This is a genomic window from Streptomyces sp. NPDC093591 (assembly GCF_044764885.1).
Lineage (GTDB): Bacteria > Actinomycetota > Actinomycetes > Streptomycetales > Streptomycetaceae > Streptomyces.
Genome location: NZ_JBIWIY010000015.1, coordinates 21,380 through 35,415, shown reverse-complemented (window position 1 = coordinate 35,415; position 14,036 = coordinate 21,380). Strand labels below are relative to the sequence as shown.

Annotated in this window: 13 protein-coding genes; 7 read left to right on the top strand and 6 right to left on the bottom strand. The window is 70.6% G+C overall.

Annotated features, from left to right (window positions below; all coding sequences use genetic code 11):
* Nucleotides 1-49 precede the first annotated feature (49 nt).
* Together ACIREI_RS29120 and ACIREI_RS29115 are read left to right on the top strand one after the other, a co-directional pair.
* The gene (locus tag ACIREI_RS29120; protein ID WP_403338854.1) at nucleotides 50-955 is read left to right on the top strand and encodes a DUF3558 family protein; all 906 of its coding nucleotides are present in this window, start codon (nucleotides 50-52) and stop codon (nucleotides 953-955) included.
* A gap of 194 nt (nucleotides 956-1,149) precedes the next feature.
* Nucleotides 1,150-2,424, top strand: coding sequence for a DUF2637 domain-containing protein (locus ACIREI_RS29115; RefSeq protein WP_403339410.1), 1,275 nt, complete (start codon nucleotides 1,150-1,152; stop codon nucleotides 2,422-2,424).
* Nucleotides 2,425-2,480: 56 nt separating this feature from the next.
* On the opposite strand, the gene lysS is transcribed toward ACIREI_RS29115, so the two are convergent.
* The gene (gene lysS / locus ACIREI_RS29110) at nucleotides 2,481-4,223 is read right to left on the bottom strand and encodes a lysine--tRNA ligase (RefSeq protein WP_403338851.1); all 1,743 of its coding nucleotides are present in this window, start codon (nucleotides 4,221-4,223) and stop codon (nucleotides 2,481-2,483) included.
* A gap of 281 nt (nucleotides 4,224-4,504) precedes the next feature.
* Here lysS and argS point away from each other — a divergent pair, with 281 nt between their 5' ends.
* Nucleotides 4,505-6,259 carry an arginine--tRNA ligase gene (gene argS, locus ACIREI_RS29105; protein WP_403338849.1) on the top strand — a complete coding sequence of 585 codons (1,755 nt, stop codon included), beginning with the start codon at nucleotides 4,505-4,507 and terminating at the stop codon, nucleotides 6,257-6,259.
* Between the two features lie 25 nt (nucleotides 6,260-6,284).
* On the opposite strand, the gene ACIREI_RS29100 is transcribed toward argS, so the two are convergent.
* Nucleotides 6,285-6,761, bottom strand: coding sequence for a peptidoglycan-binding protein (locus ACIREI_RS29100; RefSeq protein ID WP_403338846.1), 477 nt, complete (start codon nucleotides 6,759-6,761; stop codon nucleotides 6,285-6,287).
* A gap of 315 nt (nucleotides 6,762-7,076) precedes the next feature.
* On the opposite strand from ACIREI_RS29100, the gene ACIREI_RS29095 reads away from it, so the two are divergent.
* Genes ACIREI_RS29095 through ACIREI_RS29085 form a run of 3 tightly spaced genes read left to right on the top strand, consistent with a single transcriptional unit; the run spans nucleotide 7,077 to nucleotide 9,632 of the window.
* Nucleotides 7,077-7,880 carry a peptidoglycan-binding protein gene (locus ACIREI_RS29095; RefSeq protein WP_403338844.1) on the top strand — a complete coding sequence of 268 codons (804 nt, stop codon included), beginning with the start codon at nucleotides 7,077-7,079 and terminating at the stop codon, nucleotides 7,878-7,880.
* Nucleotides 7,877-8,749 carry a DUF2690 domain-containing protein gene (locus ACIREI_RS29090; protein ID WP_403338841.1) on the top strand — a complete coding sequence of 291 codons (873 nt, stop codon included), beginning with the start codon at nucleotides 7,877-7,879 and terminating at the stop codon, nucleotides 8,747-8,749. The genes ACIREI_RS29095 and ACIREI_RS29090 overlap by 4 nt, the downstream gene beginning before the upstream one ends.
* 43 nt (nucleotides 8,750-8,792) lie before the next feature.
* Nucleotides 8,793-9,632 (top strand): DUF4253 domain-containing protein, encoded by an 840-nt coding sequence (locus tag ACIREI_RS29085; RefSeq protein ID WP_403338839.1) that lies wholly within the window; start codon nucleotides 8,793-8,795, stop codon nucleotides 9,630-9,632.
* 10 nt (nucleotides 9,633-9,642) lie between these two features.
* On the opposite strand, the gene ACIREI_RS29080 is transcribed toward ACIREI_RS29085, so the two are convergent.
* Complete coding sequence (locus tag ACIREI_RS29080; protein ID WP_403338836.1) at nucleotides 9,643-10,476, bottom strand: arylamine N-acetyltransferase; 834 nt, start codon at nucleotides 10,474-10,476, stop codon at nucleotides 9,643-9,645.
* 71 nt (nucleotides 10,477-10,547) lie between these two features.
* A complete protein-coding gene (locus ACIREI_RS29075; RefSeq protein ID WP_403338834.1) occupies nucleotides 10,548-11,756 on the bottom strand; it encodes a PLP-dependent aminotransferase family protein in 1,209 nt (402 codons plus the stop codon).
* Between the two features lie 341 nt (nucleotides 11,757-12,097).
* Here ACIREI_RS29075 and ACIREI_RS29070 point away from each other — a divergent pair, with 341 nt between their 5' ends.
* Entirely contained in the window at nucleotides 12,098-12,313 is a 216-nt protein-coding gene (locus ACIREI_RS29070; RefSeq protein ID WP_403338831.1) for a hypothetical protein, read from the top strand.
* A 25-nt stretch (nucleotides 12,314-12,338) separates the two neighbouring features.
* Here the strand turns inward: ACIREI_RS29070 and ACIREI_RS29065 are convergent, their stop codons facing one another.
* Nucleotides 12,339-12,695 carry a DUF805 domain-containing protein gene (locus tag ACIREI_RS29065; protein WP_403338828.1) on the bottom strand — a complete coding sequence of 119 codons (357 nt, stop codon included), beginning with the start codon at nucleotides 12,693-12,695 and terminating at the stop codon, nucleotides 12,339-12,341.
* Between the two features lie 345 nt (nucleotides 12,696-13,040).
* A complete protein-coding gene (hemB, locus tag ACIREI_RS29060) occupies nucleotides 13,041-14,033 on the bottom strand; it encodes a porphobilinogen synthase (RefSeq protein WP_403338825.1) in 993 nt (330 codons plus the stop codon).
* Nucleotides 14,034-14,036 lie beyond the last annotated feature (3 nt).

Below are 14,036 nucleotides of genomic sequence, written 5' to 3'. Positions count from 1 at the left end.
CCCGATCCGACCGCAGGAACCACGAGTGTCAGTCATGAGTGAAGGAACCATGCAGCGAGCAGCAGAGCGAGACCAGCGTGATCGGCGTGACGAGCGTGAGAAGCGGGTGAAGGGCCTTCACCGATTCCTTGTCTGCGCGGCGGCCGTGCCCGTGATGCTGATCGCCACGGGTTGTTCCTCGGACTCCGGTTCGGACGACGGAGCCGGAGCGGACGACGGCGCGCAGGTCTCGTCGTCGGCGTCCGCGTCCGCGAGTCCGTCGCCGACGGTGCAGGCGGCCGTGTACAAGTCGCTTCCGCAGTCGTGCAAGGTGCTGTCGAAGAAGACGCTGGAGGACCTGGTTCCGGAGGCCAAGTCCGGCAAGGCGGGCAAGTCGGACGACGCGTCGACGCGTGGCTCCTGCTCCTGGAGCAGCCTCGACAACAACGGCGTGAAGGGCTCGCAGTTCCGCTGGCTCAACGTCTCCCTGCTGCGCTTCGACTCGGACGTCACGCGCGGGTCGGGCGAGAAGCTGGCGCGCGAGTACTACGAGACTCAGGTGCAGGACGCCCGTTCGGCGTCCGGCGCGAAGAACGTGAAGTCGGAGCCGGTCGCGGGGGCGGGCGACGAGGCGACGGCGGTGCGCTACGACCTGAAGAAGAAGGAGGGCGCCTTCAAGCAGGAGACGGTTGTCGCCCGGGTGGAGAACGTGGTCGTCACGCTCGACTACAACGGTGCCGGTTACGCCGGTGACAAGACGCCGAGCGCGGACGCCCTGAACAAGCTCGCGCAGAAGGCGATCAAGGAGGCCGTCGCCTCGGTGACGAAGGCGAACGGCGGCGACAGCGGCAGTGCGGGCACGCCGAGCAGCACCCCTTCGAAGTCGGCGTCGAAGTCTCCCTCGAAATCCCCGTCCGCCAGTGCCTCGAAGGCGGCGGCCGGCTCCCCGTCCAAGTCAGCGTCGAAGAAGAGCTGACCGTCACACCTGGCCCACCGCCGCGTCACAACGCGCAGCTCAGCCACGCCTGTTGCACGAGCCCGGCCCTCTCCAGGGACCGGGCTCGTGCCGTACCGGCAATCCGTACGCCGCACGGATGTGCCACTCTGTTGCGCGCAACAACACGCAAGGGGAGGGGAGTACGAGTGGCCGCGCCGCTGCAGCTGACTCGGATGCACCGCGTTCTCATCGGTGTGGTCGTGTTCGGCGCCGTGATCATCGCCGGCATCGGCTTCGCCGGTTCCTACGCGGCCGTCCGCGAGCTGGCCATCCAAAAGGGCTTCGGGAACTTCAGCTACGTCTTCCCGATCGGCATCGACGCGGGCATCTGTGTGCTGCTCGCCCTCGACCTCCTCCTGACGTGGATCCGCATCCCGTTCCCGCTGCTGCGTCAGACGGCCTGGCTGCTGACGGCGGCGACGATCGCCTTCAACGGCGCCGCGGCCTGGCCGGACCCGCTGGGTGTCGGTATGCACGGCGTGATCCCGATCCTGTTCGTGGTGGCGGTGGAGGCGGCCCGCCACGCGATCGGGCGCATAGCGGACATCACGGCCGACAAGCACATGGAGGGCGTACGCCTCACCCGCTGGCTGCTCTCCCCGGTGCCGACGTTCCTGCTGTGGCGCCGTATGAAGCTGTGGGAGCTCCGCTCGTACGAGCAGGTCATCAAGCTGGAGCAGGAGCGGCTGGTGTACCAGGCGCGCCTGCGTTCCCGCTTCGGCCGGGCGTGGCGGCGGAAGGCGCCCGTGGAGTCGCTGATGCCGCTGCGTCTGGCGCGGTACGGGGTTCCGTTGGCGGAGACGGCTCCGGCGGGGCTGGCGGCGGCGGGAATCGAGCCGGCGTTGCTGCCGCCGGCGCCGAAGCAGGCGCTGGACGCGGCGCCTGTGGCGGACGTGGCACCGGAGCCGGTGCCGGCCGCGGGCGCCCGTGCCGCCGTGGCGGCGCCCGTGCCGCAGCAGGCGGCGGCGCCTGCCGCCCAGGAGCGCCCGGAGCAGCCGGAGTACGTACAGGACTGGTTCAACACGCCCCGCAACGTGGAGTACCAGGGCGGCTACGACCCCGCGTACAACCCTCAGGAACAGTACGAGCAGTGGTACGAGGAGCAGCTCCAGGCCGAGCAGTACCAGGAGCAGTTCCAGGAGGAGCCGCCCGCCCAGGAGCCTTCTCCGGAGGACACCGGCACCTTTCCGATCCCGGTGAGCCGGGGCCGTACCCGTCAGCTCGGTGAGGGGGGCGGTACGCCGGAGCCGGCGGATCCGACGGAGGAGGACTACTACCAGGTCTTCAAGAAGTCGATAGGCGGCACCGGTTACCCGACTCCGCGCGAGTTCAGCGAGAACGTCGAGGCGGAGTTCGGTACCGCGCTCCTGCCGGACGAGGCCAAGCGCATGGTGACCCGGTTCACGAACCTCTACAACGCGGAGCTGGAAGAGAACCACATCGCCTGATGGGCAGCAGAAAGGGGCCCTCACCGGAGGGCCCCTTTCGCGTACCGCTTACTCGCTCACTCGCCGAGCAGGCGCCGTACCCGCTCCTGCCCCACCGCCAGCAGCAGCGTGGGCAGCCGCGGCCCCGTGTCCCGCCCGACCAGCAGGTGGTACAGCAGGGCGAAGAACGACCTCTGCGCGGTCTTGATCTCCGGCGGCAGCTCCTTGGGCGTGGCGTCCGCGGAGAACCCGGCCTGGACCTTGGGCACGCCGTAGACGAGGTGGGTCAGCCCGTCGAGCGACCAGTGCGACTCCAGCCCGTCGAGGAGCAGCCGCAGCGACTGCTGGGACGCCTCGTCGAGGGACTTCAGCAGTTCGGCGTCGGCCTCGTCACGCACGATGGTCCGCTGGTCGGCGGGCACCTGCGTGTTGATCCACGCCTCGGCCTTGTCGTACCGGGGGCGGGCCTCGTCCAGTGCGCCCAGCGGGTTCTCCGGGTCGAGCTCGGAGAGGATGCGCAGCGCCTGGTCCTGGTGTCCGGCGGTGATGTCGGCGACGGAGGCGAGGGTCCGGTAGGGCAGCGGACGCGCCGTGCGCGGCAGCTCCCCGCCCGCGGTGCGCACCGCACGCGAGTGGGCGGCGACGTCGGCCGGCAGAGCCGACCCGTCGGCGACCTTCGCGTCCAGCTTGTCCCACTCGTCGTAGAGCCGCTGGATCTCCTGGTCGAAGGCGATCTTGAAGGACTGGTTGGGCCTGCGGCGGGCGTAGAGCCAGCGCAGGAGCTGCGGCTCCATGATCTTCAGGGCGTCGGCGGGAGTGGGCACCCCGCCCCGCGAGGACGACATCTTCGCCATGCCGGAGATCCCGACGAAGGCGTACATGGGTCCGATGGGCTGCTTGCCGCCGAAGATGCCGACGATCTGCCCGCCGACCTGGAAGCTCGACCCCGGCGAGGAGTGGTCGACGCCGCTGGGCTCGAAGACGACACCCTCGTACGCCCAACGCATGGGCCAGTCGACCTTCCAGACCAGCTTGCCGCGGTTGAACTCGTTGAGCCGGACGGTCTCGGCGAAGCCGCACTCGTTGCAGGTGTACGACAGCTCGGTGGTGTCGTCGATGTACGAGGTGACGGTGGTGAGGTCCTTCTCGCAGTTGCCGCAGTAGGGCTTGTACGGGAAGTACCCGGCGGAGCCGGAGCTGCCGTCGTCCTCGCCGGCCGCCCCCGAGCCCTCGGCGGCCTCCAGCTCGGCCTCGTCGACGGGCTTCTGCGACTTCTTGGCGCCGGCCTTCGGCTTGGTGCGGTACTGGGCGAGGACGGCGTCGATGTCGCCGCGGTGCTTCATGGCGTGCAGGATCTGCTCGCGGTACACGCCCGAGGTGTACTGCGCGGTCTGGCTGATCCCGTCGAACTCCACGCCCAGCTCGGCGAGCGCCTCGACCATCGCCGCCTTGAAGTGCTCGGCCCAGTTCGGGTACGCCGAGCCCTTCGGGGCCGGGACGGAGGTCAGCGGCTTGCCGATGTGCTGGGCCCACGACTCGTCGACCCCGGCGATTCCGGCCGGCACCTTGCGGTAGCGGTCGTAGTCGTCCCAGGAGATCAGGTGCCGGACCTGGTGTCCGCGCCGCCGGATCTCGTCGGCGACGAGGTGCGGGGTCATGACCTCGCGCAGATTGCCGAGGTGGATGGGGCCTGAGGGGGAGAGTCCGGATGCGACGACGACCGGTTTGCCCGGGGCCCGACGCTCCGACTCCTCGATGACCTCATCCGCGAAACGGGAGACCCAGTCGGTGGTCTCGGTGCTCTGAGCCACGATCGGCACGTCCTTCTTTCTCCAGGGCAGCCGTACGGTCAACGGCTGGCGCCTACATTCTCCCAGCTCGGGCGGCAACGGCGAAAACGCCTTTTCACGACTGCCCCGACAGGCGGCGCAGCCGCCTGTTCAGGGGCGCGGGGCTGTATCGATATGCGGCTCCGCCGCGGGGCGCGACCAGCCCCCACCGGCCCGCGGCCGGGCACGAAGCCGGAAAACCCCTTTGCGCCCCCGTGGGATACTGGCCAGGACTGTCAACCCAGCCCCGACCAGAACGGCAGCCCATACCCATGGCCCCGGTCACGTCCATCACCGCCAAGGTCAACGCACAGCTCTCCGACGCCCTCACGGCCGCCCTCCCGGGAACCGTCGGAGACGCCTTGCTGCGACGTAGCGACCGGGCCGACTTCCAGGCCAACGGGATCCTGGCCCTCGCCAAGAAGGCCAAGTCGAACCCGAGGGAGCTGGCGACACAGGTCGTCGGCAACATCGTCACCGGCGATGTGATCAAGGACGTCGAGGTCTCCGGCCCCGGCTTCCTCAACATCACCGTCGCCGACAAGGCGATCACGGAGAACCTCGCCGCGCGGCACTCGGACGGCGAGCGCCTCGGCGTGCCGCTGAAGGCGGAGCCGGGCATCACGATCATCGACTACGCCCAGCCGAACGTGGCGAAGGAGATGCACGTCGGCCACCTCCGCTCGGCGGTGATCGGCGACGCCCTGCGCGGCATGCTCGACTTCACCGGCGAGAAGACGATCGGCCGGCACCACATCGGTGACTGGGGCACCCAGTTCGGCATGCTCATCCAGTACCTGTTCGAGCACCCCGGCGAGCTGGCCCCGCCGGAGGACGTCGACGGCGAGCAGGCCATGTCGAACCTCAACCGGGTGTACAAGGCGTCGCGTGCCGTCTTCGACGCGGACGAGGACTTCAAGGAGCGGGCCCGCAAGCGGGTCGTCGCCCTGCAGTCCGGCGACAAGGAGACGCTCGAGCTGTGGCAGCAGTTCGTGGACGAGTCGAAGGTCTACTTCTACTCGGTCTTCGAGAAGCTGGACATGGAGATCCGCGACGAGGAGATCGTCGGCGAGTCCGCGTACAACGAGGGCATGCCCGAGACGGCCCGCATCCTGGAGGAGACGGGCGTCGCGGTGCGCTCCGAGGGCGCGCTCGTGGTGTTCTTCGACGAGATCCGCGGCAAGGACGACCAGCCGGTCCCGCTGATCGTGCAGAAGGCCGACGGCGGCTTCGGCTACGCGGCCTCCGACCTGACCGCGATCCGCAACCGCGTCTTCGACCTGCACGCGACGACGCTGCTGTACGTCGTGGACGTGCGCCAGTCGCTGCACTTCAAGATGGTCTTCGAGACGGCCCGCCGGGCCGGCTGGCTGACCGAGCACGTCACCGCGCACAACATGGGCTACGGCACGGTGCTGGGCGCGGACGGCAAGCCGTTCAAGACGCGTGAGGGCGAGACCGTACGGCTGGAGGACCTGCTGGACGAGGCGGTGCAGCGGGCCGCCGAGGTCGTACGGGAGAAGGCGCAGGACCTCACGGAGGACGAGATCCAGGAGCGGGCCGCGCAGGTCGGCATCGGTGCCGTGAAGTACGCGGACCTGTCGACGTCGCCGAACCGGGACTACAAGTTCGACCTGGACCAGATGGTGTCGCTGAACGGCGACACGTCCGTGTACCTGCAGTACGCGTACGCCCGGATCCAGTCGATCCTGCGCAAGGCGGGCGAGACGAAGCCGGGCGCGCACCCGGAGCTCGAACTCGCCCCGGCGGAGCGGGCGCTGGGTCTGCACCTGGACGCGTTCGGCGACACGGTGTTCGAGGCGGCCGCGGAGTACGCCCCGCACAAGCTGGCCGCGTACCTGTACCAGCTGGCGTCGCTGTACACGTCGTTCTACGACAAGTGCCCGGTGCTGAAGGCCGAGACGGCCGAGCAGGTGGAGAACCGTCTGTTCCTGTGCGACGTGACGGCCCGGACCCTGCACCAGGGCATGGCCCTGCTGGGCATCCGGACGCCCGAGCGGCTCTGAGGCCGCCCGGGCCGCCCGGTCCGGCTCAGCAGGGGTGGAAGACGCTCATGTCGTTGGCGAAGCGCTTGAACGCGGCGCGGGTGTTCGGCCCCGGGTCCCCGTCGATCCTGTCGCGGTAGTCCCAGCCGTGCTTCAGCATGCGCTGCAGCGACATGACCGTGTTGGGGCCGGGGTCGCCGTCGATGGTGTCGTTGTAGTCCCAGTACTTCTTGAAGAAGCGCTGGAACGCCTTCCAGCTGTTCGTGCCCAGCTTGCCGTCGATGGAGTCCCGGTACTTGGCGGTGTCGTCCTGCTTCAGGAAGCACTGGACGTTCTTGGCCTGCTGGCTGCTCAGGCCAAAGTTCTGCACCGCCTGGACGGTGATGCTCTGGGAGCTCACCGCCGGCTCGGCGGCCGGCTGGGACGCCGCGAAGCCGGTACCCGCGGCCGCCACCGTTCCGGCGGCGAGCCCGACGACGGTGGTGAGGCTGACGACGGTCCTCGTCAACACGTTCGGTCGCATGCTTTCCCCTCGGGTCGTGGGGCGGCACCTGATGTGCCGCCGGCTGACGACACGACAGTGCGGGGCGCACGGCGAGGGTTGCCACAGTTGCCGCGTAAGTGACGTCGTCGCGGGACGTCCCGCCCTCTGACCTGCGGGGACACCGTCGACCGGGACGTCACGACGGGACGCCCGGGGCGGGCGTTGGCCGATTCCGTACCGGTGCGGGAACCCGCCGCCGGTGCGGGCCGTGGATGCTGATGCAGAATGCGACGGGGCACGAGGGCCGCTGACCACGGACCGCGGGCCCGGACCATGAACGCGAGTGGGGGGAACATGTCGCGTTGGGCAGTGCTGCCCGCGGAACTGGATCCGCGCGTACGGCAGTTGGTGGTGCGGCTGCGCCGCCTGAAGGATCACAGCGGGCTGAGCCTGCGGCCGCTGGCGGCGCGGACGGGGTACAGCCCGAAGTCGTGGGAACGGTATCTGGGTGGCCGGTCGCTGCCGCCCCGGGAGGCCGTCGAGGCGCTGGCCCGGATCGGCGGTGAGGATCCGACCCGGTTGCTGGCGCTGCACGAGGTGGCCGCGGAGGCGTGGGGGAACGGACGGGCGGACGCGGCCGAAGCGCAGGCGCCCGCGGCGGAAGTGACGACAGCGCAGGCGCAGCACCTCTCCGCCGAGACCACCGGCACCCGGTCGCCCCGGCGTTCGCTGCGGGTCGCGCTGGTGGCAGGGTCCGTGGCGCTGGTGCTGGCCGTCTCCACGGCGGTCCTCCTCGTCGTACGGCTGGACGACGAGGAGACAGAACGGTCGGCGGCTCCCGTCACCGTGTCCGCCACGTCGGCGTCCGCGTCGGCCACGCGGTCGGCACCCGCGTACACCTGCCGTGTCGAGCGGATCGACGGCCGCTGGTACGCGGGCCACAGCCGCACCCAGGACGCCGTCCTGGGGGACGGCCACGCGGGTCCTGAGGTGGCGGAGGCGCAGTGTCTGCTGCGCCGGGCGGGCATCTCGCCGGGCGGTATCGACGGGATCTTCGGTCCGGTGACGGAGCGCGCGGTCAAGGAGGCGCAGAAGCGGGCGGGGCTGGTGGTGGACGGCGTCATCGGACCGCACACCTGGAAGGCCCTACGGCGATGACGGCGCCGTCGCCGGAACGGGCCCGACTGGCGGCCGCGTTACGGGAGTTGAAGGAACGCACCGGTCTGAGCCTGGCCGGCCTCGCGGCGAAGACCGCGTTCAGCAAGTCGTCCTGGGACCGCTACCTGGGCGGCCGGACGCTCCCTCCGCGCGACGCGGTGCAGGAGCTGTGCCGTCTCGCCGGAGAGCCTCAGGGGCGCTGTCTGGCCCTGTGGGAGATCGTGGAGTCGCAGTGGAGCGGGCGAGCGAAGGAAGGTCCGCGCTCCTCGGCCCCGCCCCCGCCTCCTCTTCCGCCTTCGTCACCGTCATCGCAGGAAGCCACGTACTCCGGCGGCACCGCCGCCGACGGTGCCGTTCACCGCAGTGCGGCGGCCGTGGCGGTGCTCGTCTCGGTGTGTGCCGTGGTCGTCGGGGGCGTGGCTACAGCGGCTCTGCTGTTGCCGTACCCGGGCGGCGAACCGCGTTCGTCGTTGCCCCCGCCCCCGTCGGCGACCGGTCCCGGCTGCCGGGGAGCGGTCTGTGAGGGCAAGAGCCCGATGCACATGAAGTGCGACACCGCACCGGCGACCCTGGCCTCGCTGCGCACCGCTTCCGGAGCCTGGATGGAGCTGCGTTACAGCGCGGAGTGCGGGGCGAGTTGGGCCCGGATGTGGGGCACGCGCGTCGGGGACCGGATCGACGTGACGGCGGGTGGTCGTGACGGCCGTGCGGGTGTCGCCCGCAGCGCGGAGGTCCAGAACGCCGTCGACGCGGACTCCTACGTGTACACGCCCATGACGGCGGCTCCCCCCGGAACCGTCGTCCGGGCCTGCTTCCGGCCTGCGGCGGGCGGCGAGGGGGACTGCTTCGACGCCCATGTGACCGGCTGAGGGCGCGGCTCATTGTCAGTGCCGCCGCCTACAGTTCACCGACATGGCGACACTTCCGAACCCTCTGCCAAGGCTCGCGTCCCTCGGTCTGCACCTCCCGCCCGGGGGCCTGGTCGACGTGACCGCCGACGGTCCGTGGCACGAGCCGCTGCTGTGGCTGGCGGACGACCGGGCGGCTCCCGGCGACTGGGCCGCGCTGCGGCGGACGGCACCGACGGCAGGTCTGCTCCCGGTCGTCCTCGACGTCGGCGCCGGTCATGGCGGGCCGGAGCTGTGGGAGTTGATGCCCGCGGAGATGTCGTACCCCGGCGATCACGACCCGGAGGAGGTGCTGGAGGAGTTCTGGGACGAGTGCGCGGAGGAGGACGCGGACTGGCCCGGTCTGGTCGACATTGAGCGCACAGGCGCCGCCACAGACCCCGAAGAGGCCGTGAAAGCCTCTGAAGACGCGGCGACAGGCTCTGAAGTCGCGGCCCCGGCCCCCGAGTCCGCCGCCTCCGACATCGTGGACTCCCTCCTCGACGGCCGTGGCCCCCTCGAGGAGCCCCGTCTCGCCCTCGTCCCGGCCCGCCGCAGCGCCGACATCCCCACGGCGATCGGCTGGACGGGTCCGGCGAACCACGAGAACGACACCGGCCGGCTGTCCGCGGTGCTCCGCTCCTGGGAGGACCGGTTCGGCATACGGGTCGTGTCCCTCGGCCTCGACACCCTGCTGGTGTCCGTCGCCGCGCCGCCCACCACCCTTGCCGAGGCGCAGGCCCTGGCAGCCGAGCACTTCGCGTTCTGCCCGGACAACATCTGGCAGGGCAACGACCAGACGCTCACCGCGTACGCCGAACACCAGCTTCTCAACCAGCCTGCCTGGTACTTCTGGTGGGACTGAGCGGGCTCCGTCACTGCGGCAGCAGCCGCGTCCCCTCCGGCACGTCGATCCCGAATTCCTCGTCCAACAGCCGCCGCGCCTCCGCCTCCTCGGTCACCTCGCGCTCGACGACCGTCCCGTCCGCGCGCGTCTCCGTCAGGAGTCGGCCGTTCAGGAGGAGGTGCCGTTCGGCGGTGACCCGCTGGACGTAGACGCGCTGGGTGAAGGGCGAGCGCGGATTGGTCCCGATGTGCCAGTTGATGACCTCGAAGTCGGGCTTCTCGAACGGCTCCACTGTGAACGCGTACTGGTCCGTCCAGTCACCCTTCACCTGGTCCTGGGCCTGGAGCAGCCACAGCTGCAGCGGCCCGTCGTGCGGCGCGTGGGCGAGCCGGTGCCGGCGCTCCGCGTCCCGGAACTCGACACCGGCGGTCAGCGGCACCGGCTCCAGCAGTGCGCCGATCGCGCCGAAACCGACGTCCGTGAGATACGGCTGCGGATCGCCGGGGGCCTCGACGAGCAGCGCCATGTGGGTGCGCGGGCGGCTCTCGATGCGGTCCGCGCCCACGACGACGCGCGCGGCCAGTCGTGTCACCGTGAAGCCCAGCGCCTCCAGCGCGCACGCGAACAGCGTGTTGTGCTCGTAGCAGTAGCCGCCGCGCCGGCTGTGCACCAGCTTGGCCATCAGATCGGCCGGGTCGAGGGACGGGGCCGTACGCCGCAGGGCGTCCAGGTTCTCGAAGGGAATGGCCCGCATGTGCGCCAGGTGCACTCCCCGCAGCGTCGCCGTGTCGGCCCGCCGCTCCCCCTCCCAGCCGATCCGCCGGAGATACGCGTCGAGTTCGAACCGCATGGTGTCGGACATGGCGTCACCTTAGGAACAGGCGCCCCGGCCCGTCTGCGGTCCGCAGCCGGACCTGTCCTGAGCCTTTGGCCCTAGGACCGCAGCCCCTTCCCCAGCCGCCTCAGCCCCTCCCCGATCTCCTCCGGCGTCTGCGTCACGAAGCACAGCCGCAGCGTCGACCGGTCGGGCTCACCGGCGTAGAAGGGCGCGCCGGGGACGTACGCCACGTCCTGCCGCACCACTGTCGGCAACAGGGCCGTCGTGTCGTACGACTCCGGCAGGCGGGCCCAGAGGAACATGCCGCCTTCGGGACGGTTCCAGGTGGAGCCCTTGGGGAGGGCGCCGGGCAGGCCCGCCAGCATGGCGTCGCGGCGTTCGCGGTAGGCGTCCCTGACGCGGGCCACGTGTGCGTCGAGGCGGGTGAGGTAGCGGGCGGCGGCGAGTTGGTTGACGGTCGGGGTGTGCAGGTCGGCGGCCTGTTTGGCAACGACGCACGCGCGCCGCAGGGCAGCGGGCGCGCGCAGCCAGCCCAGCCGCACGCCCGGCGCCATCACCTTGGAGAAGGAGCCGAGCAGCACGGTACGGTCCTCGGCGCCCGGGCAGGAGGCGATCCAGGGCACGCGCTCGCCCTCGTAGCGGAGTTCGCCGTACGGATCGTCCTCGACGATCCACAGCCCGCGGCGCGCGGCGACCTCCGCGACGGCCGCCCTGCGCTCGGCGGGCAGGGTTCTGCCGGTCGGGTTCTGGAAGGTGGGCACGGTGTAGAAGAGCTTCGGCCGCTCTCGCGCGACCAGCTCCTCCAGCGCCCCCGGATCCACCCCGTGCGCGTCCCCGGGCACGGCGACGACCCGCGCTCCCGCGAAGCCGAAGGCCTGAAGTGCCGCCAGATAACAGGGGTCTTCGACGAGGACCGTGTCGCCGGGGTCCAGCAGCGCGGTGGCCAGGAGGGACAGGCCCTGCTGGGAGCCGGTGGTGATGAGCAGGTCGTCGGCGTCGGTCGCGAGGCCGCGTGCCGAGATGCGGGCGGCGAGCCCGGTACGCAGGCTGGGCTCGCCCTCCGTCGTGGAGTACTGCAGCGCCTGTGCCGGCGTCTCGGCGAGTACGTCACGGAAGGCGGCCGCGATGCCCTCCCGGTCGAACAGCTCCGGCGCCGGCAGCCCGCCCGCGAAGTTGATGACCTCGGGGCGGGCGGTGACGGCGAGGATGTCCCGCACGGGCGAGCCACCGGCCGACCGGGCCCGCGCGGCGAGCGGCGGCACGCCGGCTGGGGCGGGGTGGGGCGCGGGCTGGATGACGGTCATGACACGGCTCCTTCGGCGGCGAGGGCACGGGGCGAGTGACGGCAGGTGACGGGTGACGGCTCGTGCCGGGCAGCCTAGAGAACTACATGCCACCTACAAGCAGGTTTCCGGGATACGGACCTCACACCGCCGCCGACGACGCCCGCCGCCGAACTCTCCGTGCCTCAGGCGTCCCACGCCGACCCTGCGGGACGCACCATCCCCGCAGGTCAGCACGGGTCCCACCACTCAGGCGTCCCAAATTCCCGGCCGAAGGTGGCGCCCGGGACGGATGATCACGCAGGCTGAACCCCGCCCCCGACCCCCACCCCCCAACCCCCACCCACGGAGAGGGCCACCCCATGTCCACGTCAGCACCGCCCACCCGTCACCCCCGCGCCCGGCTGCTGGCCGCCACGCTGGTGGCGATCGCCTCGCTGACGCTCACCGCGTGCGAGGACGGCGAGGGCCTGCGCGACGAGGGTCCGTCCAGCGTCCACGAACGGGGCGCCGCCCACCAGGACCCCGGAAAGGCGAAAGGCCGCCCGGACGACATCCGGGCGGCCTCCAGGCCGTGAAGCACGGGTCACGCGGCGTACGGCATTACGCGAACGCCGGGACCTCCTTCGGGTTCGGGCCGTACTGGTTCTCGCCCGCCTGGCTGTCCGAGCACGTGAAGACCAGCATGACGATGAAGCCGACGAGCGGGACCACCGAGATGAGGATCCACCAGCCGGAGCGGCCCGTGTCGTGCAGTCGGCGGATGCTGACGCCCAGGCTGGGCAGCAGGGTCGCGACCACGAAGATGCCCGCGAGGGCCGGGAAGTCGATGGCGAAGCCGACGCCGGCGAACACGATGTACAGGATGGTGTTGAACAGCATGTACATCCAGTATTCCTTGCGGCGCGCACGCCCGCTGAAGACCGCGTACTTCTTGAGCGCCTCGATGAACCAGCTCATTGCATCCCCCCAGGGATCGAACGTAGGACCCTCCGGAACGGATCAGGCCAGGCGCAGAACGTAGAGATAATGACGAGAACTCGTCAATTCACTTTGTTCACGCAGCTCATGGAGCCGGGCAGCACCCAATTCCCCGAACCGGCCCGGCCGTCGGCCGTCGATTTCAGGACAGAACAGCCGAAGAGCGCCACGTGATCCCCACGGCCTCCCGGGTCGGCCACCGGACGTTCCCCGGACCGAGTTCCGGCCGTTGCCGAACCGAGCACGTACCGATGTCAGCCCTTGATCGTTCCGATGCCGGAACGAGCCGGAACCGTAGCCCGGCGGCCGCCCGCGAGAGCGGCGTCAGACCAGTCGGCGTGCGGCCTCGACCGCCCAGTACGTCAGGATGTTCCGTGCCCCCGCGCGCTTGATCCCGGTCAGCGTCTCCAGGATGGCCCGGTCCCGGTCGATCCAGCCCTTCTCCGCGGCGGCCTCGACCATCGAGTACTCCCCGGAGATCTGATAGGCCGCGACCGGCACGTCCACCGCGTCGGCGACCCGCGCCAGGATGTCGAGGTAGGGCCCGGCCGGCTTGACCATCACCATGTCGGCGCCCTCCTCCAGGTCGAGGGCGAGCTCGCGCAGCGACTCCCGCGCATTCGCCGGATCCTGCTGATACGTCTTGCGGTCACCCTCCAGCGACGAGGCGACGGCCTCCCGGAAGGGCCCGTAGAAGGCTGAGGCGTACTTGGCGGTGTACGCGAGGATGGCGACGTCTTCCCGCCCGATCTGGTCAAGGGCGTCCCGGACGACCCCGATCTGCCCGTCCATCATCCCGCTGGGCCCCACGACATGCGCGCCCGCGTCGGCCTGCACCTGAGCCATCTCGGCGTACCGCTCCAGGGTGGCGTCGTTGTCGACGCGCCCTTCGGCGTCCAGCACCCCGCAATGCCCGTGATCTGTGGTCTCGTCGAGGCACAGGTCGGACATGACGAGCAACTCGTCCCCCACCTCGGCCCGCACATCCCGGATGGCGACCTGCAGAATCCCGTCCGGATCGGTACCGGGCGTCCCCAGGGCGTCCTTCTTCTCGTCCTGAGGCACCCCGAAGAGCATGATCCCGGAGACGCCGGCCTCCACCGCCTCCGCCGCGGCCTTCTTCAGACTGTCCCGCGTGTGCTGGACCACGCCCGGCATGGCGGCGATCGGCACCGGCTCGCTGACGCCCTCGCGCACGAAGGCCGGGAGGATGAAGTCGGCGGGGTGCAGCCTGGTCTCGGCGACCATGCGCCGCATGACGGGGCTGGTCCGCAGACGCCGCGGCCGCGTGCCGGGAAAAGATCCGTACGTCGTCATGCC

Coding starts and splice junctions, on each gene's coding strand:
- ACIREI_RS29120 (WP_403338854.1), top strand. CDS start 50: ATGCAGCGAGCAGCAGAGCGAGACCAGCGTGATCGGCGTGACGAGCGT.
- ACIREI_RS29115 (WP_403339410.1), top strand. CDS start 1,150: ATGCACCGCGTTCTCATCGGTGTGGTCGTGTTCGGCGCCGTGATCATC.
- argS (WP_403338849.1), top strand. CDS start 4,505: ATGGCCCCGGTCACGTCCATCACCGCCAAGGTCAACGCACAGCTCTCC.
- ACIREI_RS29100 (WP_403338846.1), bottom strand. CDS start 6,761: ATGCGACCGAACGTGTTGACGAGGACCGTCGTCAGCCTCACCACCGTC.
- ACIREI_RS29095 (WP_403338844.1), top strand. CDS start 7,077: ATGTCGCGTTGGGCAGTGCTGCCCGCGGAACTGGATCCGCGCGTACGG.
- ACIREI_RS29090 (WP_403338841.1), top strand. CDS start 7,877: ATGACGGCGCCGTCGCCGGAACGGGCCCGACTGGCGGCCGCGTTACGG.
- ACIREI_RS29085 (WP_403338839.1), top strand. CDS start 8,793: ATGGCGACACTTCCGAACCCTCTGCCAAGGCTCGCGTCCCTCGGTCTG.
- ACIREI_RS29080 (WP_403338836.1), bottom strand. CDS start 10,476: ATGTCCGACACCATGCGGTTCGAACTCGACGCGTATCTCCGGCGGATC.
- ACIREI_RS29075 (WP_403338834.1), bottom strand. CDS start 11,756: ATGACCGTCATCCAGCCCGCGCCCCACCCCGCCCCAGCCGGCGTGCCG.
- ACIREI_RS29070 (WP_403338831.1), top strand. CDS start 12,098: ATGTCCACGTCAGCACCGCCCACCCGTCACCCCCGCGCCCGGCTGCTG.
- ACIREI_RS29065 (WP_403338828.1), bottom strand. CDS start 12,695: ATGAGCTGGTTCATCGAGGCGCTCAAGAAGTACGCGGTCTTCAGCGGG.
- hemB (WP_403338825.1), bottom strand. CDS start 14,033: ATGACGACGTACGGATCTTTTCCCGGCACGCGGCCGCGGCGTCTGCGG.